General features: G+C 64.3%; 20 protein-coding genes. 8 read left to right on the plus strand and 12 right to left on the minus strand.

Annotated features, from left to right (window positions below; translation table 11 throughout):
* Positions 1-471: 471 nt before the first annotated feature.
* Complete coding sequence (locus UNPF46_RS35185) at positions 472-690, minus strand: hypothetical protein (RefSeq protein WP_100180282.1); 219 nt, start codon at positions 688-690, stop codon at positions 472-474.
* Positions 691-874: 184 nt separating this feature from the next.
* Positions 875-1,852, minus strand: a complete 978-nt coding sequence (locus tag UNPF46_RS35190) for a magnesium transporter CorA family protein (RefSeq protein WP_100180281.1) — start codon at positions 1,850-1,852, stop codon at positions 875-877.
* 337 nt (positions 1,853-2,189) lie between these two features.
* On the opposite strand from UNPF46_RS35190, the gene UNPF46_RS35195 reads away from it, so the two are divergent.
* On the plus strand, positions 2,190-2,876 hold the full coding sequence (locus tag UNPF46_RS35195) for a L,D-transpeptidase (protein ID WP_100180280.1): 687 nt from the start codon (positions 2,190-2,192) through the stop codon (positions 2,874-2,876).
* Between the two features lie 36 nt (positions 2,877-2,912).
* Here UNPF46_RS35195 and UNPF46_RS35200 read toward each other — a convergent pair whose 3' ends face one another.
* Entirely contained in the window at positions 2,913-3,986 is a 1,074-nt protein-coding gene (locus UNPF46_RS35200; RefSeq protein ID WP_142253107.1) for an extensin family protein, read from the minus strand.
* 65 nt (positions 3,987-4,051) lie between these two features.
* Between UNPF46_RS35200 and UNPF46_RS35205 the strand changes: the two genes are divergently transcribed.
* Together UNPF46_RS35205 and UNPF46_RS35210 are read left to right on the plus strand one after the other, a co-directional pair.
* Positions 4,052-5,680, plus strand: coding sequence for a fatty-acid--CoA ligase (locus UNPF46_RS35205; protein ID WP_100180278.1), 1,629 nt, complete (start codon positions 4,052-4,054; stop codon positions 5,678-5,680).
* A gap of 270 nt (positions 5,681-5,950) precedes the next feature.
* On the plus strand, positions 5,951-6,805 hold the full coding sequence (locus UNPF46_RS35210) for a DUF1499 domain-containing protein (RefSeq protein ID WP_100180277.1): 855 nt from the start codon (positions 5,951-5,953) through the stop codon (positions 6,803-6,805).
* Between the two features lie 143 nt (positions 6,806-6,948).
* Here the strand turns inward: UNPF46_RS35210 and UNPF46_RS35215 are convergent, their stop codons facing one another.
* The 4 genes from UNPF46_RS35215 to UNPF46_RS35230 all read right to left on the minus strand — a co-directional run bounded on the left by UNPF46_RS35215 (position 6,949) and on the right by UNPF46_RS35230 (position 12,397).
* A complete protein-coding gene (locus UNPF46_RS35215; RefSeq protein WP_100180276.1) occupies positions 6,949-7,869 on the minus strand; it encodes an MBL fold metallo-hydrolase in 921 nt (306 codons plus the stop codon).
* A gap of 196 nt (positions 7,870-8,065) precedes the next feature.
* Complete coding sequence (locus tag UNPF46_RS35220; RefSeq protein ID WP_097659667.1) at positions 8,066-9,280, minus strand: acyl-CoA dehydrogenase; 1,215 nt, start codon at positions 9,278-9,280, stop codon at positions 8,066-8,068.
* A gap of 137 nt (positions 9,281-9,417) precedes the next feature.
* On the minus strand, positions 9,418-10,494 hold the full coding sequence (gene ribB / locus UNPF46_RS35225) for a 3,4-dihydroxy-2-butanone-4-phosphate synthase (RefSeq protein ID WP_100180274.1): 1,077 nt from the start codon (positions 10,492-10,494) through the stop codon (positions 9,418-9,420).
* 172 nt (positions 10,495-10,666) lie between these two features.
* The gene (locus tag UNPF46_RS35230; protein WP_142253108.1) at positions 10,667-12,397 is read right to left on the minus strand and encodes a cation:proton antiporter domain-containing protein; all 1,731 of its coding nucleotides are present in this window, start codon (positions 12,395-12,397) and stop codon (positions 10,667-10,669) included.
* A gap of 67 nt (positions 12,398-12,464) precedes the next feature.
* Between UNPF46_RS35230 and UNPF46_RS35235 the strand changes: the two genes are divergently transcribed.
* Positions 12,465-12,992 (plus strand): DUF3124 domain-containing protein, encoded by a 528-nt coding sequence (locus tag UNPF46_RS35235; protein WP_349628189.1) that lies wholly within the window; start codon positions 12,465-12,467, stop codon positions 12,990-12,992.
* 53 nt (positions 12,993-13,045) lie between these two features.
* Entirely contained in the window at positions 13,046-14,278 is a 1,233-nt protein-coding gene (locus tag UNPF46_RS35240) for an aminotransferase-like domain-containing protein (protein ID WP_142253110.1), read from the plus strand.
* 11 nt (positions 14,279-14,289) lie between these two features.
* On the opposite strand, the gene hpaD is transcribed toward UNPF46_RS35240, so the two are convergent.
* Together hpaD and UNPF46_RS35250 are read right to left on the minus strand one after the other, a co-directional pair.
* On the minus strand, positions 14,290-15,144 hold the full coding sequence (gene hpaD, locus UNPF46_RS35245) for a 3,4-dihydroxyphenylacetate 2,3-dioxygenase (RefSeq protein WP_100180270.1): 855 nt from the start codon (positions 15,142-15,144) through the stop codon (positions 14,290-14,292).
* 18 nt (positions 15,145-15,162) lie between these two features.
* Positions 15,163-15,435, minus strand: a complete 273-nt coding sequence (locus UNPF46_RS35250) for a helix-turn-helix domain-containing protein (protein WP_174719210.1) — start codon at positions 15,433-15,435, stop codon at positions 15,163-15,165.
* Positions 15,436-15,592: 157 nt separating this feature from the next.
* On the opposite strand from UNPF46_RS35250, the gene UNPF46_RS35255 reads away from it, so the two are divergent.
* The 3 genes from UNPF46_RS35255 to UNPF46_RS35265 all read left to right on the plus strand — a co-directional run bounded on the left by UNPF46_RS35255 (position 15,593) and on the right by UNPF46_RS35265 (position 17,914).
* On the plus strand, positions 15,593-16,045 hold the full coding sequence (locus UNPF46_RS35255) for a hypothetical protein (RefSeq protein WP_181770259.1): 453 nt from the start codon (positions 15,593-15,595) through the stop codon (positions 16,043-16,045).
* A 96-nt stretch (positions 16,046-16,141) separates the two neighbouring features.
* Positions 16,142-16,375 (plus strand): hypothetical protein, encoded by a 234-nt coding sequence (locus UNPF46_RS35260; RefSeq protein ID WP_142253112.1) that lies wholly within the window; start codon positions 16,142-16,144, stop codon positions 16,373-16,375.
* 225 nt (positions 16,376-16,600) lie between these two features.
* Positions 16,601-17,914, plus strand: coding sequence for a serine hydrolase domain-containing protein (locus UNPF46_RS35265; protein WP_181770260.1), 1,314 nt, complete (start codon positions 16,601-16,603; stop codon positions 17,912-17,914).
* A 121-nt stretch (positions 17,915-18,035) separates the two neighbouring features.
* On the opposite strand, the gene UNPF46_RS35270 is transcribed toward UNPF46_RS35265, so the two are convergent.
* The 3 genes from UNPF46_RS35270 to UNPF46_RS35280 form a co-directional block, all read right to left on the minus strand.
* Positions 18,036-18,854, minus strand: a complete 819-nt coding sequence (locus UNPF46_RS35270; RefSeq protein ID WP_142253114.1) for an aldo/keto reductase — start codon at positions 18,852-18,854, stop codon at positions 18,036-18,038.
* 271 nt (positions 18,855-19,125) lie between these two features.
* Complete coding sequence (locus UNPF46_RS35275) at positions 19,126-20,700, minus strand: alkaline phosphatase D family protein (RefSeq protein ID WP_142253115.1); 1,575 nt, start codon at positions 20,698-20,700, stop codon at positions 19,126-19,128.
* Positions 20,701-20,998: 298 nt separating this feature from the next.
* Positions 20,999-21,418 (minus strand): hypothetical protein, encoded by a 420-nt coding sequence (locus UNPF46_RS35280; protein WP_100180266.1) that lies wholly within the window; start codon positions 21,416-21,418, stop codon positions 20,999-21,001.
* Positions 21,419-21,478: the final 60 nt, after the last annotated feature.

The raw sequence follows: 21,478 nt of genomic DNA on the forward strand, positions 1-21,478 counted from the left end.
GGCCAGGACCACACGGTTTTGCCGTACGCACGGCCCGCCATGTCGCCGCAGTATTCCCGGCCCTGTCGACGAAGCCGGAAACTTACAGACGAGACGAAGCCTAGCAGCGCCGTCGTCCGCACGCGGTTACGAGCTCACAGGGACTACCCGCCCTGCCCGCACCTCTCGCGCCGACGCTGCCGCGTCCACCGCAAGCCCGGCTCGCGAACATGACGACCACAAGTCGCCCCTCTTGGTGAGCCGGGATGAGCGACACATACGCCGAAACCGAATTTCGGTAAAGTGGAATATTTTTGACGGAGAGGATTGACAGAGGGCGACACAGGCACCGTTTTGGCGCGCGATGGGGCCCAGATGGCCTTTAGCGCAGCCGCCGATCGAACGTCATAGCCGTTTGTCCTGAAAAGAAAGGAAGCAAGGCGATCCAGACAACGCCGCCGCAAGACCTGGATCGCCCTCGCCTTCCGTTCCTCAATCGATTCGAATCCGACGCGACCTGTCGCGCGGCCGCGGAGCGGCCGTGCTGAATGCGGTCGAGCAGTCGTCGTCGTTCTCACCGTCGAGCAGCGGAGCACCACAGTGCCGGCACATGCGCACCGACATCGACGACGCCTTGCCGCTCGCCAGGACCTGACGATAGTTCGCGAGGTCGATGACGTTGCGGGGCGACGTTATGTGTTTTTCAACCATGGTTGTTCCTCGCGGCTACGCACTGCTTATCGCAGACAAGTTTCGCGCAAACGTTCAGCCCACCGCTCAAATTTTACCGGAGGAATTGGGGCACTGAGCACCCATCACCGCGCGGCCGCAATCCCGCTCTATTCTGCGACACCAACCACCGTGTCTCTGCGAACGGCGTAAGGTCTCGGTAGTATTACAGCCACTTCTTGAACTTGAAGATCCAGTAAGGGACGATGGCGGCGATCAGCATCATCACCAGTGCCATCGGATAGCCGTGCACCCATTCGAGTTCCGGCATGACCTTGAAGTTCATGCCGTAGATCGAGGCGATCAGCGTCGGCGGCATCAGGACGACGGCCATGACCGAGAACAGCTTGATGATGTTGTTCTGCTCGAGATTGACGACGCCGAGCATGGCGTCGAGCACGAAGGTGATCTTGCTGGAGAGATAGGAGGCGTGGTCGGTCAGCGAAGAGACGTCGCGCTGCATGGTCTTGAGCTGCTCGCGCATGTCCTTCGACCATTTCACCCCCTCGACCACCGCCGAGAGGAAGGCGACGACGCGGCCGATCGAGACCAGGCTCTCGCGAACCTTGGAGGTCAGGTCGCCCTTGCGGCCGATCGAGATCAGGATCTGGGAATACCGCTTGGCGTGACCGTGGCGCTCGCTCTCGGGCTCGAAAATGTCGTGGCTGACCTGGTCGATCTCGGCGCCGCAGCGCTCCAGGATGTCGGCGCAGCGGTCGATCACGGCGTCCAAAAGCTCCATCAGCACCGACTCGCCGGTGATGGACGGCGTGCATGAGCGGGCGAGCTTGGCCTCGACCAGGGCGAAGGGCTTCGGCAGGTCGTAGCGCACCGTCACCAGGCGGTGGTCGCCGAGGATGAAGGTCACCGCCGTGGTCCGGGGCATGTCGGTATCGGAGTGGCACATCAGCGTCGCCGTCATGTAGCGCGCGCCGTTCTCGATATAGAGCCGGCTGGAGATCTCGATCTCCTGCATGTCTTCCCGGGTCGGGATGGCGATGCCCGCGAGCCGCTCCACCGCCTTGTCCTCGGCCGCACTGGGATTGACGAGATCGATCCAGACCGCGTTTTCCGGCAACGCCGAGAGATCCTCGATCACGACCTTCTTCAGGGCAGACTCGGAGGGAACAAACACCGAAAACATGCACGACTCCGACAGCACCTGCGACAGAATGACAGCCCTTAGCGCGATTCTGGCCAGTTCACGATGACAACTGCATTAAGGAAGCATTCGCATTTGTGGCAGCGCCATGGCTCAACTGTGGCATGGAATCGACAGTCCGGCTCCCGCAGCCCAAAAATCTCCATGGGACCGCAAAATTTGCGGCAGAAAAGCCACAGCTCGGCTCTCGCAGCGCGGGAAAAGGGCTTCAGTGCTGGAATTGTGGCAGATTTCAACGATAATGGGATTAACGGAGTCGAGGAACTTGGGCGTTAAGCTCAAGTCTTCCGCACGGTATTGTTTTGATTGGAACCAAACCATGTCGTCGCTGAAAGTTAAGTTTGGGATTTTGGCCGCTGGCCTGATGCTGTCGGGCTGCATGCAGGCCACGCATTTCGAGGCGACCGACACCAAGGCCTTCAAGCCGAAGGACAAGGAACTTCTCGCCAAGGTCCGGTACGAGAACACCCCGGTTGCGGAGCCGTTCCGCCGCGCCATCGTCGACTACCACCGCAAAGAGGCGCCGGGCTCGATCGTGGTCGATTCGGACAATCACTATCTCTATTACGTAATGGATGGCGGCAAGGCGATCCGTTACGGCATCACCGTCGGCGAAGAGGCCATGGCCTGGTCGGGCATCGCCAAGGTGGGCAGCAAGACCGAGTGGCCGGCTTGGCACCCCACCCCCGGCGAAATTTCGCGCCTGGGTGTGCCGACCTATGTCGCACCCGGTCCGGACAATCCGATGGGCTCTCGCGCGATCTACCTCTATTCCGGCGGCAAGGACACGTTGTTCCGCATCCACGGCACCAACCAGCCGGAATATATCGGCGCCTCGATCTCGTCAGGCTGCATCCGCCTGACCAACGAGGACGCGATCGACCTCTATGATCGCGTCAAGGTCGGCACGATCGTGGTCGTGCTCGAGCCGAAGCACGGCGACTCGCCCTACAATTCGCGGCTGGCGCTCGGCAGCAGCCAGACCGGCCAGGCAGGCAGCTACTGATCGCTTGCTGAGCCTTGAGATCCAAAAGCGCCGGTTTCACCGGCGCTTTTTTGTTGCCGGCCTGTGCGGCTGGGACTTGCTGCCCTCGGCCCCCGGCTTCTCAGCGGGCGCGGGCGCCTTCTCCGCCTCGTCGTCAGCGCCTTCCTTTTCTCCAGGCTTGGTCTCGGGCCTGGCCGCGACCTCGCGCGGCGGCGCCTCCTCAGGCCGTTCCGCCGGCAGCAGCGGGGCGATTTGCGGCAGCGGATCCCAGACATTCCACTGGCAGATCCGGTAATCGTTGCGCCGCTGCGCCAGGTCGAGATGGATATGGTCCTCATGGTACCAGTCCGAGCCCGGGCCGAGCACGGTGGAAAACCGCGTGCAAACCGAATGCAGCACGCGCTCGCGCACCTCGCGCGGCATGGTGCGGTCGGTCAGGCCGATCGACTGCCCGTTGGCGAGCTTGATGCCGCGAACGTCAAGCGCGTTGGCCTTGCCGTGCTCGGACAGCAACGCGCCGGCGACGCGGTTGCGGCCGCGGCACTCGAAGCTGTCAAAATTATCGAGTTCGCCAATGGTCGAGCCGAGGCTGGTGGCCAGCGGCACCATGTCCTTGCGCAGCCAGTCGGCGATCGCGGAGGCCATGGTGCAGCGGAGGATCGCCGCCGGCTTGACCGTCACCTTGCGCTTGTCCGGCAGCACGATGGCTTCCAGCCGGACCAGATCCTCGCCGCCGCAGGCGCCGGGGCCGCGGATATCCGCAATGGAGGGCGCGATCGCGATCTCCTCGGTCAGCGCCAGACGGCAGGCTGAGACCGGCTTCTGGGGTGGTGAGGCGGCCTCGGCAGGCTTGTCGGCGCCAGGCTTATCGGGAGACGACTTTCCCTCCGCCTCGGGCGGAGCCTCGTCGGGCCGCGGTCTCGGCAGCGGAATCCTGGCGGTATGAGCGGCCGCGCGCGGCCGTGGTGTACCAAGACCGAAGATGTCGAGGGGCGCAGGATATTTCCGCGCCTCGGCCCTCTCGGCGAGCAGGAGCGATAGCCCGAGCGCAGCGGTAACCATTGCCGCGCCAGCGGACATATAGCCGCGACAAGACCATTTGCGGCGAAAGTCCGGCAGGCTAAAACTCATGGCAATCTTTGGCCCAACGCTGAGAGCGACAACGCGCCCAGCGACTTTCTCGGAGGAACGTCGGAATGCTTGGTTTGATGCAAGATTGGCCCCTGCTCTGCCACCGGATCATCGAACACGCCGCCAAAATTCATGGCAAGCAGGAGGTGGTCACACGCTCGGTCGAGGGACCGATCCATCGCACCACCTACGCCGAGATCCACAAGCGGGCGCTCAAGGTCTCGCAGATGCTGGAGCGCGACGGCATCAAGCTCGGCGACCGTGTCGCGACGATCGCCTGGAACACCTGGCGCCATCTCGAGGTGTGGTACGGCATCATGGGGATCGGCGCCATCTGCCATACCGTCAATCCCCGCCTTTTCCCCGAGCAGATCGCCTGGATCATCAACCATGCGCAGGACCGCATCGTGATGACCGACCTCACCTTCGTTCCGATCCTGGAAAAGATCGCCGACAAGCTGCCGAGCGTGGAGCGCTACATCGTGCTCACCGACAAGGCGCATATGCCGCAGACCACACTGAAGAACGTGATCGCCTACGAGGACTGGATCGCGCAGGCCGACGGCAAATTCAAATGGAAGGACTTTGACGAGAACACGGCAGCCGCGATGTGCTACACCTCCGGCACGACGGGCGACCCGAAAGGTGTGCTGTATTCGCATCGCTCCAACGTGCTGCACGCGCTGATGGCCAACAATGTCGACGCGCTCGGCACGAGCGCGTCCGAGACAATGCTGCCGGTGGTTCCGCTGTTCCATGCCAACAGCTGGGGCATCGCCTTCTCCGCCCCGTCGCAGGGCACCAAGCTGGTCATGCCCGGCGCCAAGCTCGACGGCGCCTCGGTCTACGAGCTGCTCTCGACCGAGAGGGTGACGCATACGGCCGGCGTGCCGACGGTGTGGCTGATGCTGCTCCAGCACATGACCGCCAATAATCTCAGGCTGCCGGACCTGAAGATGGTGATCTGCGGCGGCTCGGCGATGCCGCGCTCCATGATCAAGGCGTTCCTCGACATGGGCTCGAACGTGCGTCACGCCTGGGGCATGACCGAGATGAGCCCGATCGGCAGCGTCGCGGCGCTGAAGCCGCCGTTCCAGAATGCGACCGGCGATGCACGGCTCGACGTGCTGCAGATGCAGGGCTATGCCCCCTTCGCGGTCGAGATGAAGATCACCGACGATGCCGGCAAGGAGCTGCCCTGGGACGGCAAGACCTTCGGCCGCCTCAAGGTCTCCGGCCCCGCCGTCGCCAAGGCCTATTACCGCGTCGACACCAACATCCTCGACGAGGACGGCTTCTTCGACACCGGCGACGTCTCGACCATCGACGAGGACGGCTACATGCGGATCACCGACCGCTCCAAGGACGTGATCAAGTCCGGCGGCGAATGGATCTCCTCGATCGACCTCGAGAACCTCGCGGTCGGCCATCCCGCCGTGGCGGAAGCCGCCGTGATCGGCGTGTTCCACCCCAAATGGGACGAACGGCCGCTTCTGATCGTGCAGCTCAAGCAGGGCCAGCAGGCCACGCGCGAGGACATCCTGGCCTACATGGACGGCAAGATCGCCAAATGGTGGATGCCCGACGACATCGCCTTCGTCGACGGCATTCCGCACACGGCGACCGGCAAGATCCTCAAGACGGCGCTGCGCGACCAGTTCAAGGACTACCGCTTCCCGAACGCGGCGGCGTAGGCGTTGGTACCACCCTCCCCTGAAGGGGGAGGGTCGGCTCGCGATCGAGCAAAGCGAGATTTGCGAGACGGGGTGGGGTGATCTCTCCGCACGGGCACCGCCTCGGTGGAGAGACTGTCACCCCACCCCGCTCGCGCTTCGCGCGATCGACCCTCCCCTTCAGGGGAGGGTGAACGACTCTTGAATTTGCCCCCGGGCCGTGGTCTCAACGGCTCATCGTCGCGCCTCGTCGGCCGGCACCTCTCCAGAAGCCCCGGCAGAGCTCACCCGATGGCCCGCAGGTTTTCCGCTCCCTATCAGTCGGAGCCCGTGTCCAGCCTCGCGAGCTGGGCGCGCAATCTGGCCGTGTTCGCGGTGGTGGCGGTGGTGGTGTCGATCATCATCGTCCGCTTCGATTTCCTGGAGCCGAAGCCGGGGCTTGCGACCTTCTTCGGCGGCCTTGCGATATCAGGGCTCTCGATCCTGGTCGGGCTCGCCGGCTTTGCCGCGATCTGGCAGAACGGCTCGCGCGGCATGGCGCGCATCCTGCTCGCCTTCCTGATCGACGGCGCGATCCTCGCCTATCCCGCCTATCTGGCCCTGCAATATCGCAAGCTGCCGGCGATCTACGACATCACCACCGATCCGATCGATCCGCCGCGTTTCGAGGCGCTGGCGCGACTGCGCACCGGCGAGGGCGCCAACCCCGCGGTCTATGCCGGCCTCTATTCGGCGGAGCAGCAGCGCCACTTCTATCCCGACGTCGAGCCCGTCGAGCTCGAGATCTCCGTCGACCGCGCCTATGCGATCGCGCTGCAGCTCGTCAACAAGCGCAAATGGATCGTCATCGACGAGCGCGCACCGCAGCCGCCGCGCCGCATCGGCCGCATCGAGGCGGTGGCGCGCACGCCGATCATGGGGTTTCGCGAGGACATTTCGATGAGGTTCGTGGCGGACGGCGATGATTCCCGCGTCGATATCCGCTCGGCCTCGCGCAATTTCGACCGCGATCTCGGCAGCAATGCCGCACGCGTCAAGAAATTCATCGACGATCTCAACACCGCCGCCGATGCCGATGCGCTGAAGCCGGTGAAGAAGACCCCGGTGGCGCCGCCGAAAGCGCCGGCCAAGACGGTGAAGAAGTGACGCGATAGAGCGTCATCCCGGGGCGCGCGGTAGCGCGAACCCGGGATCCATCGTGCCACAGCGCTTGCGGATGAATGGATTCTCAGGTGCGCAATTGCGCACCATAGTTCGCGCTACGCGCGCCCCGGAATGACGGCCTGCAATTAACCCGCCATCCGATACGTCCCGCCGATCACGGGATCGCCCTCGGTCGCCACCACGCCGCGGGCGACCAGGTCTTCCAGATGCGCCAGCACGGAATAGCCGGCGGCCGTCGTCAGCCTCGGATCGATGCCGATGTAGATCGCGCGGACCATGGTCGGGATGTCGGTCTCGCCCTTGGCGAGGCGGTGCAGGATCGAGGCCTCGCGCGCCTTGCGGTGACGGATCAGGAAGCGCACGAAACGCTGGCCCTCGGGGATCTCGGGGCCGTGGCCGGAGAAATAGAGATCTTCCTCGCGGGCGGCGAGCCGGTCGAGCGAGTCCATGTAGTCGATCATCGAGCCGTCGGGCGGCGCCACGATCGAGGTGGACCAGCCCATCACGTGGTCGCCGACGAAGTTGAACTTCCGCTCCGGCCAGGCAAAGGCGAGATGATTGGCGGTGTGCCCCGGCGTCGCCACGGCCTCGAGCCGCCAGCCGTCGCCTTCGACGACGTCGCCATGGGCGAGGTTGACGTCTGGCGCAAAGTCGCGATCGGAGCCGGATTCCGGATTGTGCTTTTCGCTCTCGAAACGCGGACGCGAGGCCCGGTGCGGGCCTTCGGCATAGACCGGCGCGCCCGTCGCCTGCTTGATCCGGGCGGTGTTCGGCGAATGGTCGCGGTGGGTGTGGGTGACGAAGATATGGCTCACCGTCTCGCCGCGCACGGCATCGAGCAGCGCAGCCGCGTGTGCCTCGTCATCCGGACCGGGATCGATGATCGCGACATTGCCGGTGCCGACGATATAGCTGACGGTGCCGGTGAAGGTGAACGGGCTCGGATTGTTGCAGAGCACGCGGCGCACGCCGGGCCGGACTTCCTCGACGATGCCGGCCTTCAGCGGGAAATTGCGGTTGAACGGGACGTCGTCGTTGTCGGACATGGGACTTCGGACTTCCTGTGCACTGCAGCCCCACCCCTCGCCGTCATACCCCGCGAAAGCGGGCTATCCAGTACGCCGTGGCGCGGTGGCGAAGGCGAGGTCTCTGGGATACTGGATCGCCCGCCCCAGTGCGCAACTGCGCACAAGGCGGACGATGACAGCGGAGCAAACTAGCCGCGGCCAAAGAACGCTGCGACTAGAAAAACGCCTGGATGCCCGTGATGGCGCGTCCGAGGATCAGGGCGTGGACGTCGTGGGTGCCCTCATAGGTGTTGACGGTCTCGAGGTTATGGACGTGGCGCATCACGTGGTACTCGGCCGAGATGCCGTTGCCGCCGTGCATGTCGCGGGCGACGCGGGCGATGTCCAGGGCCTTGCCGCAATTGTTGCGCTTCATGATCGAGATCATCTCGGGCGCGAACTTGCCTTCGTCCATCAGGCGGCCGACGCGCAGCGAGCCCTGCAGGCCGAGCGCGATCTCGGTCTCCATGTCGGCGAGCTTCTTCTGCACCAGCTGGGTGGCGGCCAGCGGCTTGCCGAACTGCTTGCGGTCGAGCGTGTACTGGCGGGCGCGGTGCATGCAGTCCTCGGCGGCGCCCATCGCGCCCCAGGAGATGCCGTAGCGGGCGCGGTTGAGGCAGCCGAACGGGCCCTTCAGGCCGGAGACGTTGGGCAGCAGCGCGTCCTCGGGGACGACGACGCCGTCCATCACGACCTCGCCGGTGATGGAGGCGCGAAGCGACAGCTTGCCGCCGATCTTCGGGGCGGACAGGCCCTTCATGCCCTTCTCCAGCACGAAGCCGCGGATCTGGTTGTCGTGGGCGGCCGACTTGGCCCAGACCACGAACACGTCGGCGATCGGCGCGTTCGAGATCCACATCTTGCTGCCGGTGAGGCGGTAGCCGTCCGCGACCTTCTCGGCGCGGGTCTTCATGCCGGCCGGATCGGAGCCGGCGTCGGGCTCGGTCAGGCCGAAGCAGCCGACCCACTCGCCGCTGGCGAGCTTGGGCAGGTATTTCTTGCGCTGGTTCTCGTCGCCATAGGCGTAGATCGGGTACATCACCAGCGAGGACTGCACCGAGTTCATCGAGCGATAGCCGGAATCGACCCGCTCGATCTCGCGCGCGACGAGGCCATAGGCGACGTAGCTCGCATTGGCGCAGCCATATTCCTCGGGCAGCGTGATGCCGATCAGGCCGAGCTCACCCATCTCGTTGAAGATCTCGCGGTCGGTCTTCTCTTCGAGATAGGCCTTGGTGACGCGCGGCAGCAGCTTGTCCTGGGCGTAGGCACGGGCGGTGTCGCGCACCATGCGCTCGTCTTCGGTCAGCTGCTCGTCGAGCAGGAACGGATCGTCCCACTGGAAAGAAGCCGCAGCCGGCTTGTCCTTGGCCTGAGGGCGCACGCTCATGAAACGTCCTTTCGTCTGGTTCCGTCAGAAATTGCCCGACAAACTAAAGCGCCGCGGCAACAAGTGCAATTGCGATGCGGATCGATGGATCTGCGTGAATCCCGGGGCCACGCATGGCGCCTCCCCGAATGACAGCGCTAACTCTCGAGCTGCTCGTTGGCGACGATCTCGATGCCGAAGCCCGACAGGCCCTTGTAGTCGTGCACCGAGGAGGTGAGATGCCGGATCGAGGTGACGCCGAGATCGCGCAGGATCTGCGCGCCGACGCCGACCTCGCGCCACTGGCGGTTGCGGTCGGCCTCGGTCTGCGTCTCGTCCGGCAGCGCCGCGACCGGAACGCCGGCCGCGCCGTCGCGCAAATAGACCAGCACGCCCCGGCCCGACTTTTTGAAATGCTCCAGCACGGCCGCCATGCGCTTGTGGCCGGTGAAGATGTCCTTGACGATGTTAGGCTTGTGGAAGCGCGTCAGCACGTTCTTGCCGTCGCCGACGCCGTTATAGACGAACGCGACGTGGGCGATGGAATCGAACGGCGAGCGGTAGGCATAGCCCTGCAAGGGTCCGATCGGGCTTTCGGTGACGAAGGTCGAGACCCGCTCGATCAGCTTCTCGCGCGCCTGGCGGTAGGCGATCATGTCCGCGATGGTGACGTGCTTCAGCTTGTGCCTGGCCGCGAACTGCGCGACCTGCTCGCCCTTCATCACGCTGCCGTCGTCGTTCATCAGCTCGCTGATGACGCCGACCGGCGGCAGGCCGGAGAGCTTGCAGAGGTCGACGGCGGCTTCGGTATGGCCGGAGCGCAAGAGCACGCCGCCGTCCTTGGCGATCAGCGGGAAGATGTGCCCGGGCCGGGCAAAATCGTTGGCGCCGACATTCGGATTGGCCAGCGCGCGGCAGCACGAGGCGCGCTCCTCGGCGGAGATGCCGGTGCCGCCATCGGGCTTGTAGTCGATCGACACCGTGAAGGCGGTGGTGTGCGCGGAATCGTTGTGGGCCACCATCGGATCGAGCCGCAGGCGGCGCGCGTCCTCGGTGGTCACGGGCGCGCAGACGATGCCGGAGGTGTGACGGATGATGAACGCCATCTTCTCGGCGGTGCAGAGCGAGGCGGCGACGATCAGATCGCCCTCGCCCTCGCGATCCTCGTCGTCGGTGACGACCACGAGCTCACCCCGGGCAAAGGCCTGCAAGACTTCCTGAACGCTATCGGGCATGTCCCAATCTCTAACGGTTATGGGCGGGAGGCTTAGCCGGACTTGGGCCGGGGCGCTAGTGTCCTGGACGCAACCGCATATGCCAACCGGCTGGCCTGCCAAGGTAGACAGGCTTGCACCGAAGATACCAGGGATATAGGTGCAGACAGCCGGGCGGGAAGGCCGACCACCCTCAGGGCAACACTTCGCGGCGCTCGCCGAGCCGCTGATCGAGCTCGGCGCGCTTGTCGGCGAGCAGGCCGGCCTGCGCGGCCTCGATCACGGTAAACAGCTCATGAGCGTCGCTGAGCCTGGTCACGGTGACGTAGCTGGCGCCGGCCGCATAGAGTTCGTCCACGTCCGACAGCAGGTCGGCCGTGGCCACGATCATGGCGGTCGGATTCAGGGTGCGGACGTGGCGGACCAGCTTCTCGTTGCTGGCGCCCTTCAATAACGCATCCGGCACGCTGAGGATGATCATCTCGGACTTGCCGACGCCGGCATGGAGCAGCGTATCGGCGCTGCTGATGTCGCCATAGATCACGTGCAGGCCGCGCGACAGCAACGTCTGGTACACATTGGGGTTGAAATCGATCACGGTGATCTGCTCGAGCAGCACCGGCGCCTGCCGCTCGATCTCGGCCAGCAGCGCGCTCGCCGCACGGAAGAAGCCGAGGATGACGATGCGGCGGGCCTCGCCATGGCCGCCCTCGTGCCCCTCCTCGGCATGGCCATTGCCATGGTCGAGGTCGCGCAGGCCGATCCGCTTCAGGGGGCCGATCGCCCAGCGGGTGATCTCGTCGCTGCGGCTCATCGCGAAGGTCGAGAGCACGGCCAGCACCACGAAGGCGAAGGAGGCGGCGTTCGCGGTCTGGGCTGCGATATGGTGATCGTTGACGCCGGTCTGGATCACCACCAGCGAGAATTCCGAGATCTGCGCGAGGTTGAGGGCCGGCAACAGGCTGGCGCGCAGGCCCTGCTTCATCAGATAGAGCGGCGTGAAGGTGGTGACGAGACGGCTGACCACCGTGAACGCCGCGATCATCAGCGCCAGCCCGATCACGGAGAGGCCCGGGACGGGAATGGTCATGCCGAGCGCGACGAAAAACAGGGTGATGAAGAAGTCGCGCAGCGTGGTGACCTTGGCGGTGACGTCGAGCGCGTAGGGAAAGGTCGAGAGCGAGACACCGGCGATCAGCGCGCCCATTTCGCGCGACAGCGACAGCCGCTCGGCGGTCTCGGCGACCAGGAAGCACCAGGCCAGCGCGCCGAGCAGGATCAGCTCGGGCCGGCGGGCGATCTGGTGGAACAGGCGCGGCAGCACGTAGCGGCTGACCAGCAGCGCGGCGGCGACCAGCACCGCGACGCGGCCGATCGAGAGCAGGATGACGCTGGCCTGGAGATTGGCGAGGCTCGGCTGCACCGCCAGGAACAGGATGGCGAAGATGTCCTGCAGCACCAAGACGCCGAGCGTGATGCGTCCCGGCAGCGTGTCCAGCTCGCGCTTCTCGTAGAGCACCTTGACGATGATGACGGTGCTGGACAGCGCGCAGGCGACGCAGAGATAGACCGCATCGAAGTGTCCGCCGCCGAGCGACAGGCCGATGCCGACGAAGAACAGCACCCCGAGCAGGCAGCCGCCGAGCAGCTGGCCGCCCGCCGCGAACAGGATCACCTTCCCCGCCCGCACGATCTTCTTCAGGTCGATCTCCAGGCCGATCATGAACAGCATGAAGATCAGGCCGAGCTCGGAAATGACGCCGATCGATTCCTGCGAATGGACCCAGCCGGCGCCGAATGGACCTATGCAAAAGCCGGCGATAAGATAGGCCAGGATCAGCGGTTGCCGGGAGAAATGGGCGAGCAGGCCCAGCATCCAGGCAAACAGAATACAGAGAGTGATGTCGCGAATGAGCTCGTGCATGCCAAATTGGTCCGTTTTGCCGCACCCTAGAGACAGGTTGCGGCGCGGCAAGCGAGCAATTCGTCACATGCAAAGAAGCCTGCTCGCAGCAATGCTGCTATGCCCCCTCGCCTTTGCCGTGCCCGCGGCCGCACAATCCAAGGTCAATATTGAACAGAACTTTGCCGATTCCCTCACCGCAATGCCAAAGGAGGAACTCGTCGTCTCCGGCGGCTTCTACGTGCCGGCTTACTCCAGCGTGGCGATGAGCCAGGGCAAGCTGCGCGTCGACTTCTCGGTGACCTTGAGTGTTCACAACGCCTCCGAGACCCAGCCGCTGGTGATCAAACGCATCGCCTATTTCGACACCGCAGGCAAGCAGGTCGAGACCTACCTGAAAGGCCAGGTGGCGCTGAAGCCGCTGGCCACCGTCTCGATCTTCGTCCCGACCGACGACGTGCGCGGCGGGACCGGGGCCAATTTCCTGGTCGACTGGGCCGCGACCGGCGAGATCGCCGAGCCCGTGGTCGAGGCGCTGATGGTTGGCGGCGTCGCCAATGCGCATTACGCTTTCATCAGCCAGGGACGTCCGACCCGGACGGCCGGCAAGAAGTAAGGTGGCCCGGCGCAACGCCGGCCGCTCAACAAGAACAAAACGAGGAACGCCCCATGACGTCCAGCTTCGATTTCGCGCCCCTGTTTCCAGCAGGGCTGCCGGCCCCTTCCGCGCGCTGGACGGGCCTTGCCAAATACAGCTTCGTCGGCGGCAACAATGATTCCGAACAGGTGCCGCTCGACGAGCTGATCGAAGCGACCAATGCGGTGCTGCGGCGCGAGGGCCGCTCGCTCGCCACTTACGGGCTGGCGCATGGGCCGCAGGGCTATCTTCCCCTGCGTGAATTCCTGGTGACGAAACTCAAGCGTGATGCCGGCATCAGCTGCACCGTCGACGATCTCCTGATCGTCTCGGGCTCGCTCCAGGCACTCGACCTCGTCAACGCGACGCTGCTGACGCGCGGCGACACCGTGATCTTCGAGCAGGACAGCTATCAGGGCTCGCTGACCCGCCTGGCGCGGCTCGGCGTCAATGTGGTCGGCGTCCCCCTCGACAAGGACGGCATGCGCATGGACGCGCTGGCCGCCACACTGGCCGATTTGAAGAGCCGCGGCATCCGTCCCAAATACATCTACACGATCCCGACCGTGCAGAACCCGACCGGCAGCATCATGCCCGAGAGCCGCCGCGCCGAGCTGGTGCGGCTCGCGACCGAGTACGGTGTGTCGATCTTCGAGGACGATTGCTATGCCGACCTCGTCTGGTCGGGGCAGCGGCCGCCGGCGATCCATGCGATGAGCGAGAGCGGCGGCGTGATCCATATCGGCTCGTTCTCGAAATCGATCGCACCGGCCTTGCGCGTCGGCTTCATCGTGGCACCCTGGGAGGTGATGTCGCGGATGCTGGCGCTGAAGACCGATGCCGGCTCCGGCGCGCTGGAGCAGATGGTGCTCGCCGCCTATTGCAAGCCGCATTTCGAAAGCCATGTGCCGGCGCTGACCAAGGCGCTGCGCACCAAGCTCGACACGTTGATGGAGGCGTTGAACGAGCAGTTCGGGACGGCGGCGGAATTCGAGGAGCCCAAGGGTGGCATCTTCCTCTGGGTCAAGCTGCCCGACCAGGTCGACACGTTGAAGCTGTATCAGGCCGCGCTCACGGCGGGCGTCTCGATCAATCCGGGGCCGGAATGGTCGACCAACAGGAGCCATTCCAGCTCGCGCCTGCGGCTGTGCTTTGCAAGTCCGACGCATCAGCAGATCCGCGAGGGCGTCGCCGTGCTGGCGGAGGTCTGCCGCAAGGAGTTCGGCGTGCCGGCCCGCAGCGCCAACGTGGAGAAGCGGGCCTGAGGCCACTTGCCTCACGCCTCGACGTGAAACTCCACGTTGACCTGGCCGCTCCCGGACGACGGAAAGTAATCACAGAGCTGCTCGGCGGCACCCCGGTAGTCGTACCAGCCGAGCGCGGCGAACAGCATGATGGTGTCGGCCATGCCGCCTTCGCCGTTGCACTTGGTGGCGTAGTCCGGAAGCATGTCGAGGAATTCGCGGTAGCGGCGGCTCTGCCACAGCTCGAGCACGCGCAGATCGACCTGGCGGTTGAACTCGCTGGCGACCGACGTCCAGGCCTCGGGGCCGAGCTTCTTGTTCGGCCAGAGCCGATGTGAGAGCGAACCGCTGGCGAGGATCGCGACCCGCTCACCGGATTCGTCGATCGCCCGGCGGGTTGCCTCACCGAGAAGCCGGCTCTCCTCGAATGAGGTGAACAGCGGCGAGGCGACCGAGACGACCTTCGCGAAACCGTCCGGATTCATATAGTGCATTGGCACGATCGTGCCGTATTCGAGCCCGAGGCTGGCCACCTGATGGGCGATCACGTTCAGGCCGGCGTCCCCGGCCCGGGCAGCGATGGCTTCGGCGAGGCGCGTGTCACCCGGCAGGTCGTAGCGCAGATCCTGGATCATCTGCGGCGCCTCGTGGCTCGTGAACGAGCCGCGATGCCGCGCATTCGCGTTGATGTGGTAGCCGAAATTGGAGAGCCAGTGGGTGTCGAACACCACGAAGCAGGTGACGCCGCGCTCTCTCGCCCGCCGGCCGAGCTCCCGCAGGGAGCTGACTGCCGGCGCGCGCGCATCGCGTAACGGGCTACCTGATAGCTCCGACAGCATCAGTGATGGAACGTGGGTGACCTTGGCGGCGAGGACGAGCTGCCCCATGACGGTCACCTCGAAGCGTCAGGCCGCCTGGGGCTGGCTGCCGTGGATTGCGGAGGCCAACCTCAGCAGAAGCACGATCGAGACGTTGCCCTTGCCGGCCTCGATCTGGGCGATATAGCGCTCGGAAATCCCGGAACGGCGGGCCAGCTCGCGGCGCGACAGGTCGCAGCGCATGCGCGAGGACCGCAGGCGATCACCCAGCTCGCTCAGAAACTCGGTCTCGGAATACGGCGGCACGGCGCAGCTCCCCGGCAGCACTTCGCCCGCAAAATCCATGACTTGATTCAGCATTGCTCTATCCAGGTTCGCTTTCGGGAAACGCCATCCTACCCCGGAAAGGACCGCCCTCATTGACGCGGATCAAATTCGCGAGCGATCGGGGGCGGCCATGGACGGATGCGGGCGGGATGCTACATTGGAATTCTTCGAGGCGGGGTTCTTTAGGGACATGACACGTGGTTTGGGCCGCTGGATCGCGGCTGCGATGCTGTGGGCGGCGATCTGCCCCAGGGCCGGTGCCGAGACGCTGGCTGCGACGGTCGAGCAATGGGGCCTGCTCGGCTCATGGGCGGTCGACTGCGCGGCCCGGCCCGACCGCGACAAGGGGGCGCTCCTCACTTACGAAATCCGGAAGGACGGTCGGGTGATGTACCGACGCAATTTCGGCGACGCCAAGGACGAGAACGAGGTCGTGTCCGCCACGGTGAGCGCCGAGCGCCTGCTCAATGTGATGGTGTATTTTCCGTCGCTGCATCAGACCCGCGAGTTCGGGCTGCAACTGGCGAAGGACGGCAGCTTGCGCGCGATCTACAATCGCAGCGAGCGCGGCGAGTACACGATCAAGGACGGCAAGTATGTCGCGACGGGCGCGCCGACGCCGACACAACAGCGCTGCGATTAACCAGCTGAACAGCTGTTCAGAATTCTCCTGTGATCCTTGCGGAACGTTCGCATGAATGCGCGGTTTAAATGTGCATTCGAATTGGAGGAGGACATCATGAAGAAGCTTGGTTATGTGGTTGCGGCCCTGGGTGCGCTCGTGATCGCGGCGCCGACGCTGGCGAGCGCGGAAACCGTGGTGATCAAGCACGGCGGCTATCACCATCATCACGGTCCGTACGGCGCCCGCGCCGAATTCCGTGGGCATCGCGACTACGGCTGGCATCGCGGCCACCATCGCGACAAGGTCGTGGTGATCAAGCGCAGCCATCGCCACCATCACTGGGACTAACCGAGAGCGCATATGGAAATGGCCCCTCACGGGGCCATTTCTTTGCGTTCAAATCGGCGGAGACGACGAGGGCATGTACTCATCGATCCGCCACGTCCGCTCTGCCTCCATTAGCGGCCCGACAGCGGGCATCGATCTACTTTGGCTATGGGGCCAATAGGAGACATACTCCTTGAAGTTTCCACCCGATTTGATCTCTACTTGCGGGACTCTTCGGGGGACATCATGTCGGAGCCGCAATATTCCCGTCGCGAGGCTGTGTCATCGTTGGTTGCTACGGTCGCCTGTGCGTTTGCCGGTCCCATTCCCGCAACCGCGGAACCAGTTTCCCCCGGCGAGACGCAAGACTGCGCCGGTCCGATTTTCTCCACAACAGGTCCAAACGCCGAGCTTTACGGCGCCAAAGATGGTTATCCTCTTCCCGACATTACGGAGGCGCGGAGGCAAGGCGACCCTTGGGAGCCAAGATACCGTGTCGGCGCATTCACCCATATCGATCACATCTATCAAACGCGACTCGTCAGGCGAGCTGTGCCCCCTTGGAAGTTCAAGTGCTCGAGGGCAGACGTTTACTACCATTTTCAGGGAAGCAAGTTCTCGCCCCTCGACTACATGTCGCGCAATCCGACCACTGGCCTGCTGATTGCCAAGGACGACCAGATTATCTTCGAGGGCTATCAGTACGCGCGAACTGATCAGGATAGGTTCGTATCCCAGTCGATGGTCAAGACGATAACCGGACTGTTGATCGGGATCGCCATCTCGGAGGGGGCGATTAAGTCGGTCGATGATATCCCCGAAAGTTATGTACCGGCTTTTATGGGAAGCGAGTACGGCAGGACACCAATTCGCGATCTGCTGCACATGTCCTCAGGCGTCGATTTCGGTGAAACAAGAGACGGAGGACGTGACCTCAATCGCCTGTGGAACGGCATGGGGATCGCGTTCCCGGATTCAAAGTTGGGTACGGTTAAGAGCATTGTGCAATTCAATCAGCGTGTCGCCCCAGCGGGAACGAGATTTTATTACGCAAGCATAGAGGCCGACGTGCTCAGCATGGTGCTTCACGGTGCTGTCAACAAGTCAGCATCTGACTATCTGCGCGAGAAAGTATGGGAGCCGATCGGCGCGGAAGCGGATGCCAATTGGCTGGTAGACGCAGAAGGCTTCGAACTGGGGCACTTTGGCTTCAATGCCGTTCTACGCGATTACGCCCGGCTAGGACGTTTGCTGGCGCATGATGGCGCATGGGATGGCAAGCAGATCGTTCCGACGCAATGGATGATCGATGCAACCACCGTTCGAGCTTCGGATGACTATCTGCGCCCGGTCGTGGCGACGAAGAAATTGGGCTACGGTTATCTCTTGTGGTTGTTGCCCGGTGAGAGGCGGCAGTTCGCGTTGTTAGGATTCAAGGGCCAGTATATTTGCGTTGATCCGACCTCTAAGGTCGTCATGGTGCACACTGCAATTGAGGACCCGGTACATCGGGGCGAACAATGGGCTCTATGGTCGGCACTGGTCGATCAGCTGGCCTGATAGCAGCTCGGGACGAGCTCGACATCGACCGCTTTGGGGTCGCAAGCAGTAATGCTCTGATGAAGCATAGGATTTCTGCTTGCCCCCAAAAGCGACCTCGGCGCCTTCATGAGTACCCGCTCTAGTCCCACGCCGGCGCGAAGCCCGGATTGACGCAGCGGCGATCCTTCGGCAGCGCGGCGATCTTCCGGCGGTCGGCATCGTCGAGCGTGATCTTCAGCGCATCGAGATTGGCCTGCTGGCTCTCGCGGCGCGAGGCCTTCGGAATCGCGGCAACGCCATCCTGGTCGAGCAGCCATTTCAGCGCCACTTGCGCAGCGGTCGCACCATGCCTGGCGCCGATCTCGGCCAGCACCGCATCCGAGGCAACGCGCCCCTGCGCCAGCGGACAATACGCGACGAGCGGGATCGATTTCGCCTTGAGATAAGCCAGCACCTTCGATTGATCGAGCATCGCATGATATTCGATCTGGTTGCAGGCGATCGGCGCCCCGATGTCCTCGACCGCGATCTTGAGCAGCGCCGTGGTGAAGTTCGCAACGCCGATGGCGCGGGTGCGGCCCTCTTCCTTCAGCTTCATCAAGGTCTCGAACACCGCGCCCCAGTTCGCCGATGTCGAGGGCCAGTGCACGAGATAGAGGTCGACGTGGTCGAGCCTGAGCTTGTTGAGGCTGTTGTCGAAGGCGCGGCGAATCGCATCGGGATTGAGATTCTCGTGCCAGACCTTGGTCGTGACGTGCAGCTCGTTCCGCGGCAGGCGGGACGCGGCGATGGCTGAACCGATCGGCTCCTCATTGGCGTACATCTCGGCCGTGTCGATGTGGCGGTAGCCGATCGACAGCGCACTCTCGACCGCGGCGCGGCAGGCATCGCCCTGCATGCGGAAGGTACCGAGGCCGAGCTTGGGCATGCTGATGCCCTGTGTCTTCAGATTGTCCATGAACAGGCTCCTGACATATTGCATCCCGCCGGTCGCGCGGCGGGGCCGCGGGGAACAGACTCTTCGGTGATGGAAAAGAGGTGGCGGGAGCGCCGAGTATAGCGAGGGCGGCGGGAGGCGGCCAATCAAGAACGGGTTAGGTGCGCGCGATGCATCCCGCCGTCATGGCCGGGCCTGTCCCGGCCGTCCACGCCCTGCTCCGCGGCACGAAGAACGTGGATGCCCGGGACAAGCCCGGGCATGACGACGCGGCAAGGCGTCGTACGCCCCCTCACGAATGCTGCGCGACCACAGCGGGACGGGTCTGCCGCTGCGGCACGATGTCGACGGACCAAAGGTCGCGATTGTCGACGTCTTTCAGCGTCACGGTCATCACGCCGCTCTCGCCGTCGATGTCGACGCGGCCAAAGAATTGCAGTCCGAAGCAGGGCGCCAAATTCTCGCCCTGCGCCGCGCTGCAGCCGTTCTGGTACATCGCGACCGGACCAAACGTATTGTCGAGCTCGCCCGGGCCCCAGCTGCCGGCGTGCAGCGGGCCGGAGACGAATTCCCAGAACGGCTCGAAATCCTGAAACTGCGCCCTGCCCGGATCGTAATAATGCGCGGCGGTGTAGTGCATGTCGGCGGTGAGCCAGACGATGTTGCGCACGCCGGTGCGCTTGATGGAGCTGAGAAGATCGGCGATCTCGTGCTCGCGCCGGTCGGGCAGCCCATCGCCAAGGGCCACGGCATCCAGGCTGACCAGGCCGATCGGCAGGTCCGCCGCAATCACTCTCCATGTTGCGCGCGAGGCGGCGAGCTCGCGCTTCAGCCAGGCGAGCTGCTCGGCGCCGAGGATCCAGCCGCGATGGTCGCCGCCCTTGTTCCAGCTGTCGTCGCGATAGCTGCGCATGTCGATCATGAAGACGTCCAAGAGCGGACCATAGGCGATCTTGCGATAGACCCGGCCCTGTCGCGCGCCGATATCGCGGATCGGCATGAAGTCGAAGAAGGCGCGGCGGGCGCGCGCGACCAGGCGCGGGGTGCCGTCATCCTCATACCCCGAAGCATCGTAACTGCCGGTCGGCGACCAGTCGTTGGTGACCTCGTGGTCGTCCCACTGCGCGAACATCGGCACCTCCGCGTGGAAGGCGCGGAAATGATCGTCGAGATGATTGTATTTGTAGTTGCCGCGGAACTGCGCCAGCGTGTGCGCGACCTCGCACTTTTCCTCGGTCACGAGGTTGCGCCAGGTCTCGCCGTTCGGCAGCTTCTGCTCGGCGGGAATCGTGCAGTCGGCGTAGATGTGATCGCCGGAATGGATGAAGAAATCCGGGTGGTTGTCGAGCATGGTGCGATAGCTGCGATAGCCGCCGCGCGCGACGTCGATGCCCCAGCCCTGCCCTGCGACGTCACCAGACCACACGAACGAGATCGACCGGCCCGCTTCCGGCGCCGTGCGGAAATGGCCAATGTTGCTTTCTCCGGCGATGCCGGTCGCGACGTCGTCGAAGCGGACGCGATAGAAGATATCCTGCCCGGACGGCAGGTCGTTCAGCTGCAGCTTCGCCGTGAAATCGGCGTCCGGCAGCGCGTCGTGCGAAGCCGACGCGATGATGGTCTTGAAGCTCTCGACGGTGGAGCACTCCACATGCATCCGCGCGGCGCGATCCGCACGCGCCCAGACCATCGCGGAGCCATCCGAGATATCGCCGGACTGGATGCCGCCTGCGATCTGCGGACGATCCGCTGCACGGCTGAGATACGGTGTTGCGAGCGTGCCGAGCGAGGTAACCGCCAGGCTTGAGGTCGAGCGGACCAGGAATTGCCGCCGGGTCCATGGGCGCGTGGCGCGGAGCGTTGCCATTCAGGAAACCTTCGTCGAATCGCGACGGAAGGTGCCTGCGCTGCTTGACGGCTAACCTGATGGTTTCTTGACCCCAGGCCTACGGTTTTGCGACGCGGGGATGACGGGGCATCAAGCGCGAATAGCGCAGCCGCGATGCAGGTCTGCCCCCTCGCCCCGCTTGCGGGGAGAGGGTTGGGGTGAGGGGGACTCTCCGCGGAGACGGTGAGCATTGGACTCGCGGAGAGTCCCCCTCACCCGGAATCCACGCTCCGCGCGGATTCCGGCCTCTCCCCGCACGCGGGGAGAGGCGAAGTACCTAGTGCTTCCAGTTGCAGATGCCGCCGCTGCGGCACGGCCAGGTCTGGATACGGGTGTCCATCGCCTGCGCGTCCAGCGGATTGCCGTGGCGATGCGCGAGCTTGGTGCGGGCCACCCCGCGCGGCTGGGCGGGCTTGGCATGCGCAACCTTCGGCTCGGCCGCGCGAACACGTTCGGCCGCAACCTTCTTCGGCACGTCGACCGGCTCCGCGCGTGCCTGCGCCTCATTGCCGCCGCGCGCTTCGAGCGCGATGGGTGCGAACTGCGTCTCGGGCCCGAGCCGCTTCGGCGACAGTACCGCCTTGGAGAGATCGAGACCGAGATATTCGTCTGGCTTGTAGTCGTCAGCGCGCGCGACGCCGCCCGCTGCGAGCACGAGGGCAACGGCAACTGCAAAATGAACGCTCTTCAGGACCACGGACGCCTCCTGAAATTGATTTTGAAAGGGCTATTTTATCCCTATTTAGGAGGCGTCGCG

It is taken from the genome of Bradyrhizobium sp. UNPF46 (assembly GCF_006658625.1).
GTDB classification, from domain to species: domain Bacteria; phylum Pseudomonadota; class Alphaproteobacteria; order Rhizobiales; family Xanthobacteraceae; genus Bradyrhizobium; species Bradyrhizobium nitroreducens.

Bases quoted from the DNA above. Each gene is read 5' to 3' on its own strand.
- UNPF46_RS35185 (WP_100180282.1), bottom strand. From the start codon at position 690: ATGGTTGAAAAACACATAACGTCGCCCCGCAACGTCATCGACCTCGCG.
- UNPF46_RS35190 (WP_100180281.1), bottom strand. From the start codon at position 1,852: ATGTTTTCGGTGTTTGTTCCCTCCGAGTCTGCCCTGAAGAAGGTCGTG.
- UNPF46_RS35195 (WP_100180280.1), top strand. From the start codon at position 2,190: ATGTCGTCGCTGAAAGTTAAGTTTGGGATTTTGGCCGCTGGCCTGATG.
- UNPF46_RS35200 (WP_142253107.1), bottom strand. From the start codon at position 3,986: ATGAGTTTTAGCCTGCCGGACTTTCGCCGCAAATGGTCTTGTCGCGGC.
- UNPF46_RS35205 (WP_100180278.1), top strand. From the start codon at position 4,052: ATGCTTGGTTTGATGCAAGATTGGCCCCTGCTCTGCCACCGGATCATC.
- UNPF46_RS35210 (WP_100180277.1), top strand. From the start codon at position 5,951: ATGGCCCGCAGGTTTTCCGCTCCCTATCAGTCGGAGCCCGTGTCCAGC.
- UNPF46_RS35215 (WP_100180276.1), bottom strand. From the start codon at position 7,869: ATGTCCGACAACGACGACGTCCCGTTCAACCGCAATTTCCCGCTGAAG.
- UNPF46_RS35220 (WP_097659667.1), bottom strand. From the start codon at position 9,280: ATGAGCGTGCGCCCTCAGGCCAAGGACAAGCCGGCTGCGGCTTCTTTC.
- ribB (WP_100180274.1), bottom strand. From the start codon at position 10,494: ATGCCCGATAGCGTTCAGGAAGTCTTGCAGGCCTTTGCCCGGGGTGAG.
- UNPF46_RS35230 (WP_142253108.1), bottom strand. From the start codon at position 12,397: ATGCACGAGCTCATTCGCGACATCACTCTCTGTATTCTGTTTGCCTGG.
- UNPF46_RS35235 (WP_349628189.1), top strand. From the start codon at position 12,465: ATGCAAAGAAGCCTGCTCGCAGCAATGCTGCTATGCCCCCTCGCCTTT.
- UNPF46_RS35240 (WP_142253110.1), top strand. From the start codon at position 13,046: ATGACGTCCAGCTTCGATTTCGCGCCCCTGTTTCCAGCAGGGCTGCCG.
- hpaD (WP_100180270.1), bottom strand. From the start codon at position 15,144: ATGGGGCAGCTCGTCCTCGCCGCCAAGGTCACCCACGTTCCATCACTG.
- UNPF46_RS35250 (WP_174719210.1), bottom strand. From the start codon at position 15,435: ATGCTGAATCAAGTCATGGATTTTGCGGGCGAAGTGCTGCCGGGGAGC.
- UNPF46_RS35255 (WP_181770259.1), top strand. From the start codon at position 15,593: ATGACACGTGGTTTGGGCCGCTGGATCGCGGCTGCGATGCTGTGGGCG.
- UNPF46_RS35260 (WP_142253112.1), top strand. From the start codon at position 16,142: ATGAAGAAGCTTGGTTATGTGGTTGCGGCCCTGGGTGCGCTCGTGATC.
- UNPF46_RS35265 (WP_181770260.1), top strand. From the start codon at position 16,601: ATGTCGGAGCCGCAATATTCCCGTCGCGAGGCTGTGTCATCGTTGGTT.
- UNPF46_RS35270 (WP_142253114.1), bottom strand. From the start codon at position 18,854: ATGGACAATCTGAAGACACAGGGCATCAGCATGCCCAAGCTCGGCCTC.
- UNPF46_RS35275 (WP_142253115.1), bottom strand. From the start codon at position 20,700: ATGGCAACGCTCCGCGCCACGCGCCCATGGACCCGGCGGCAATTCCTG.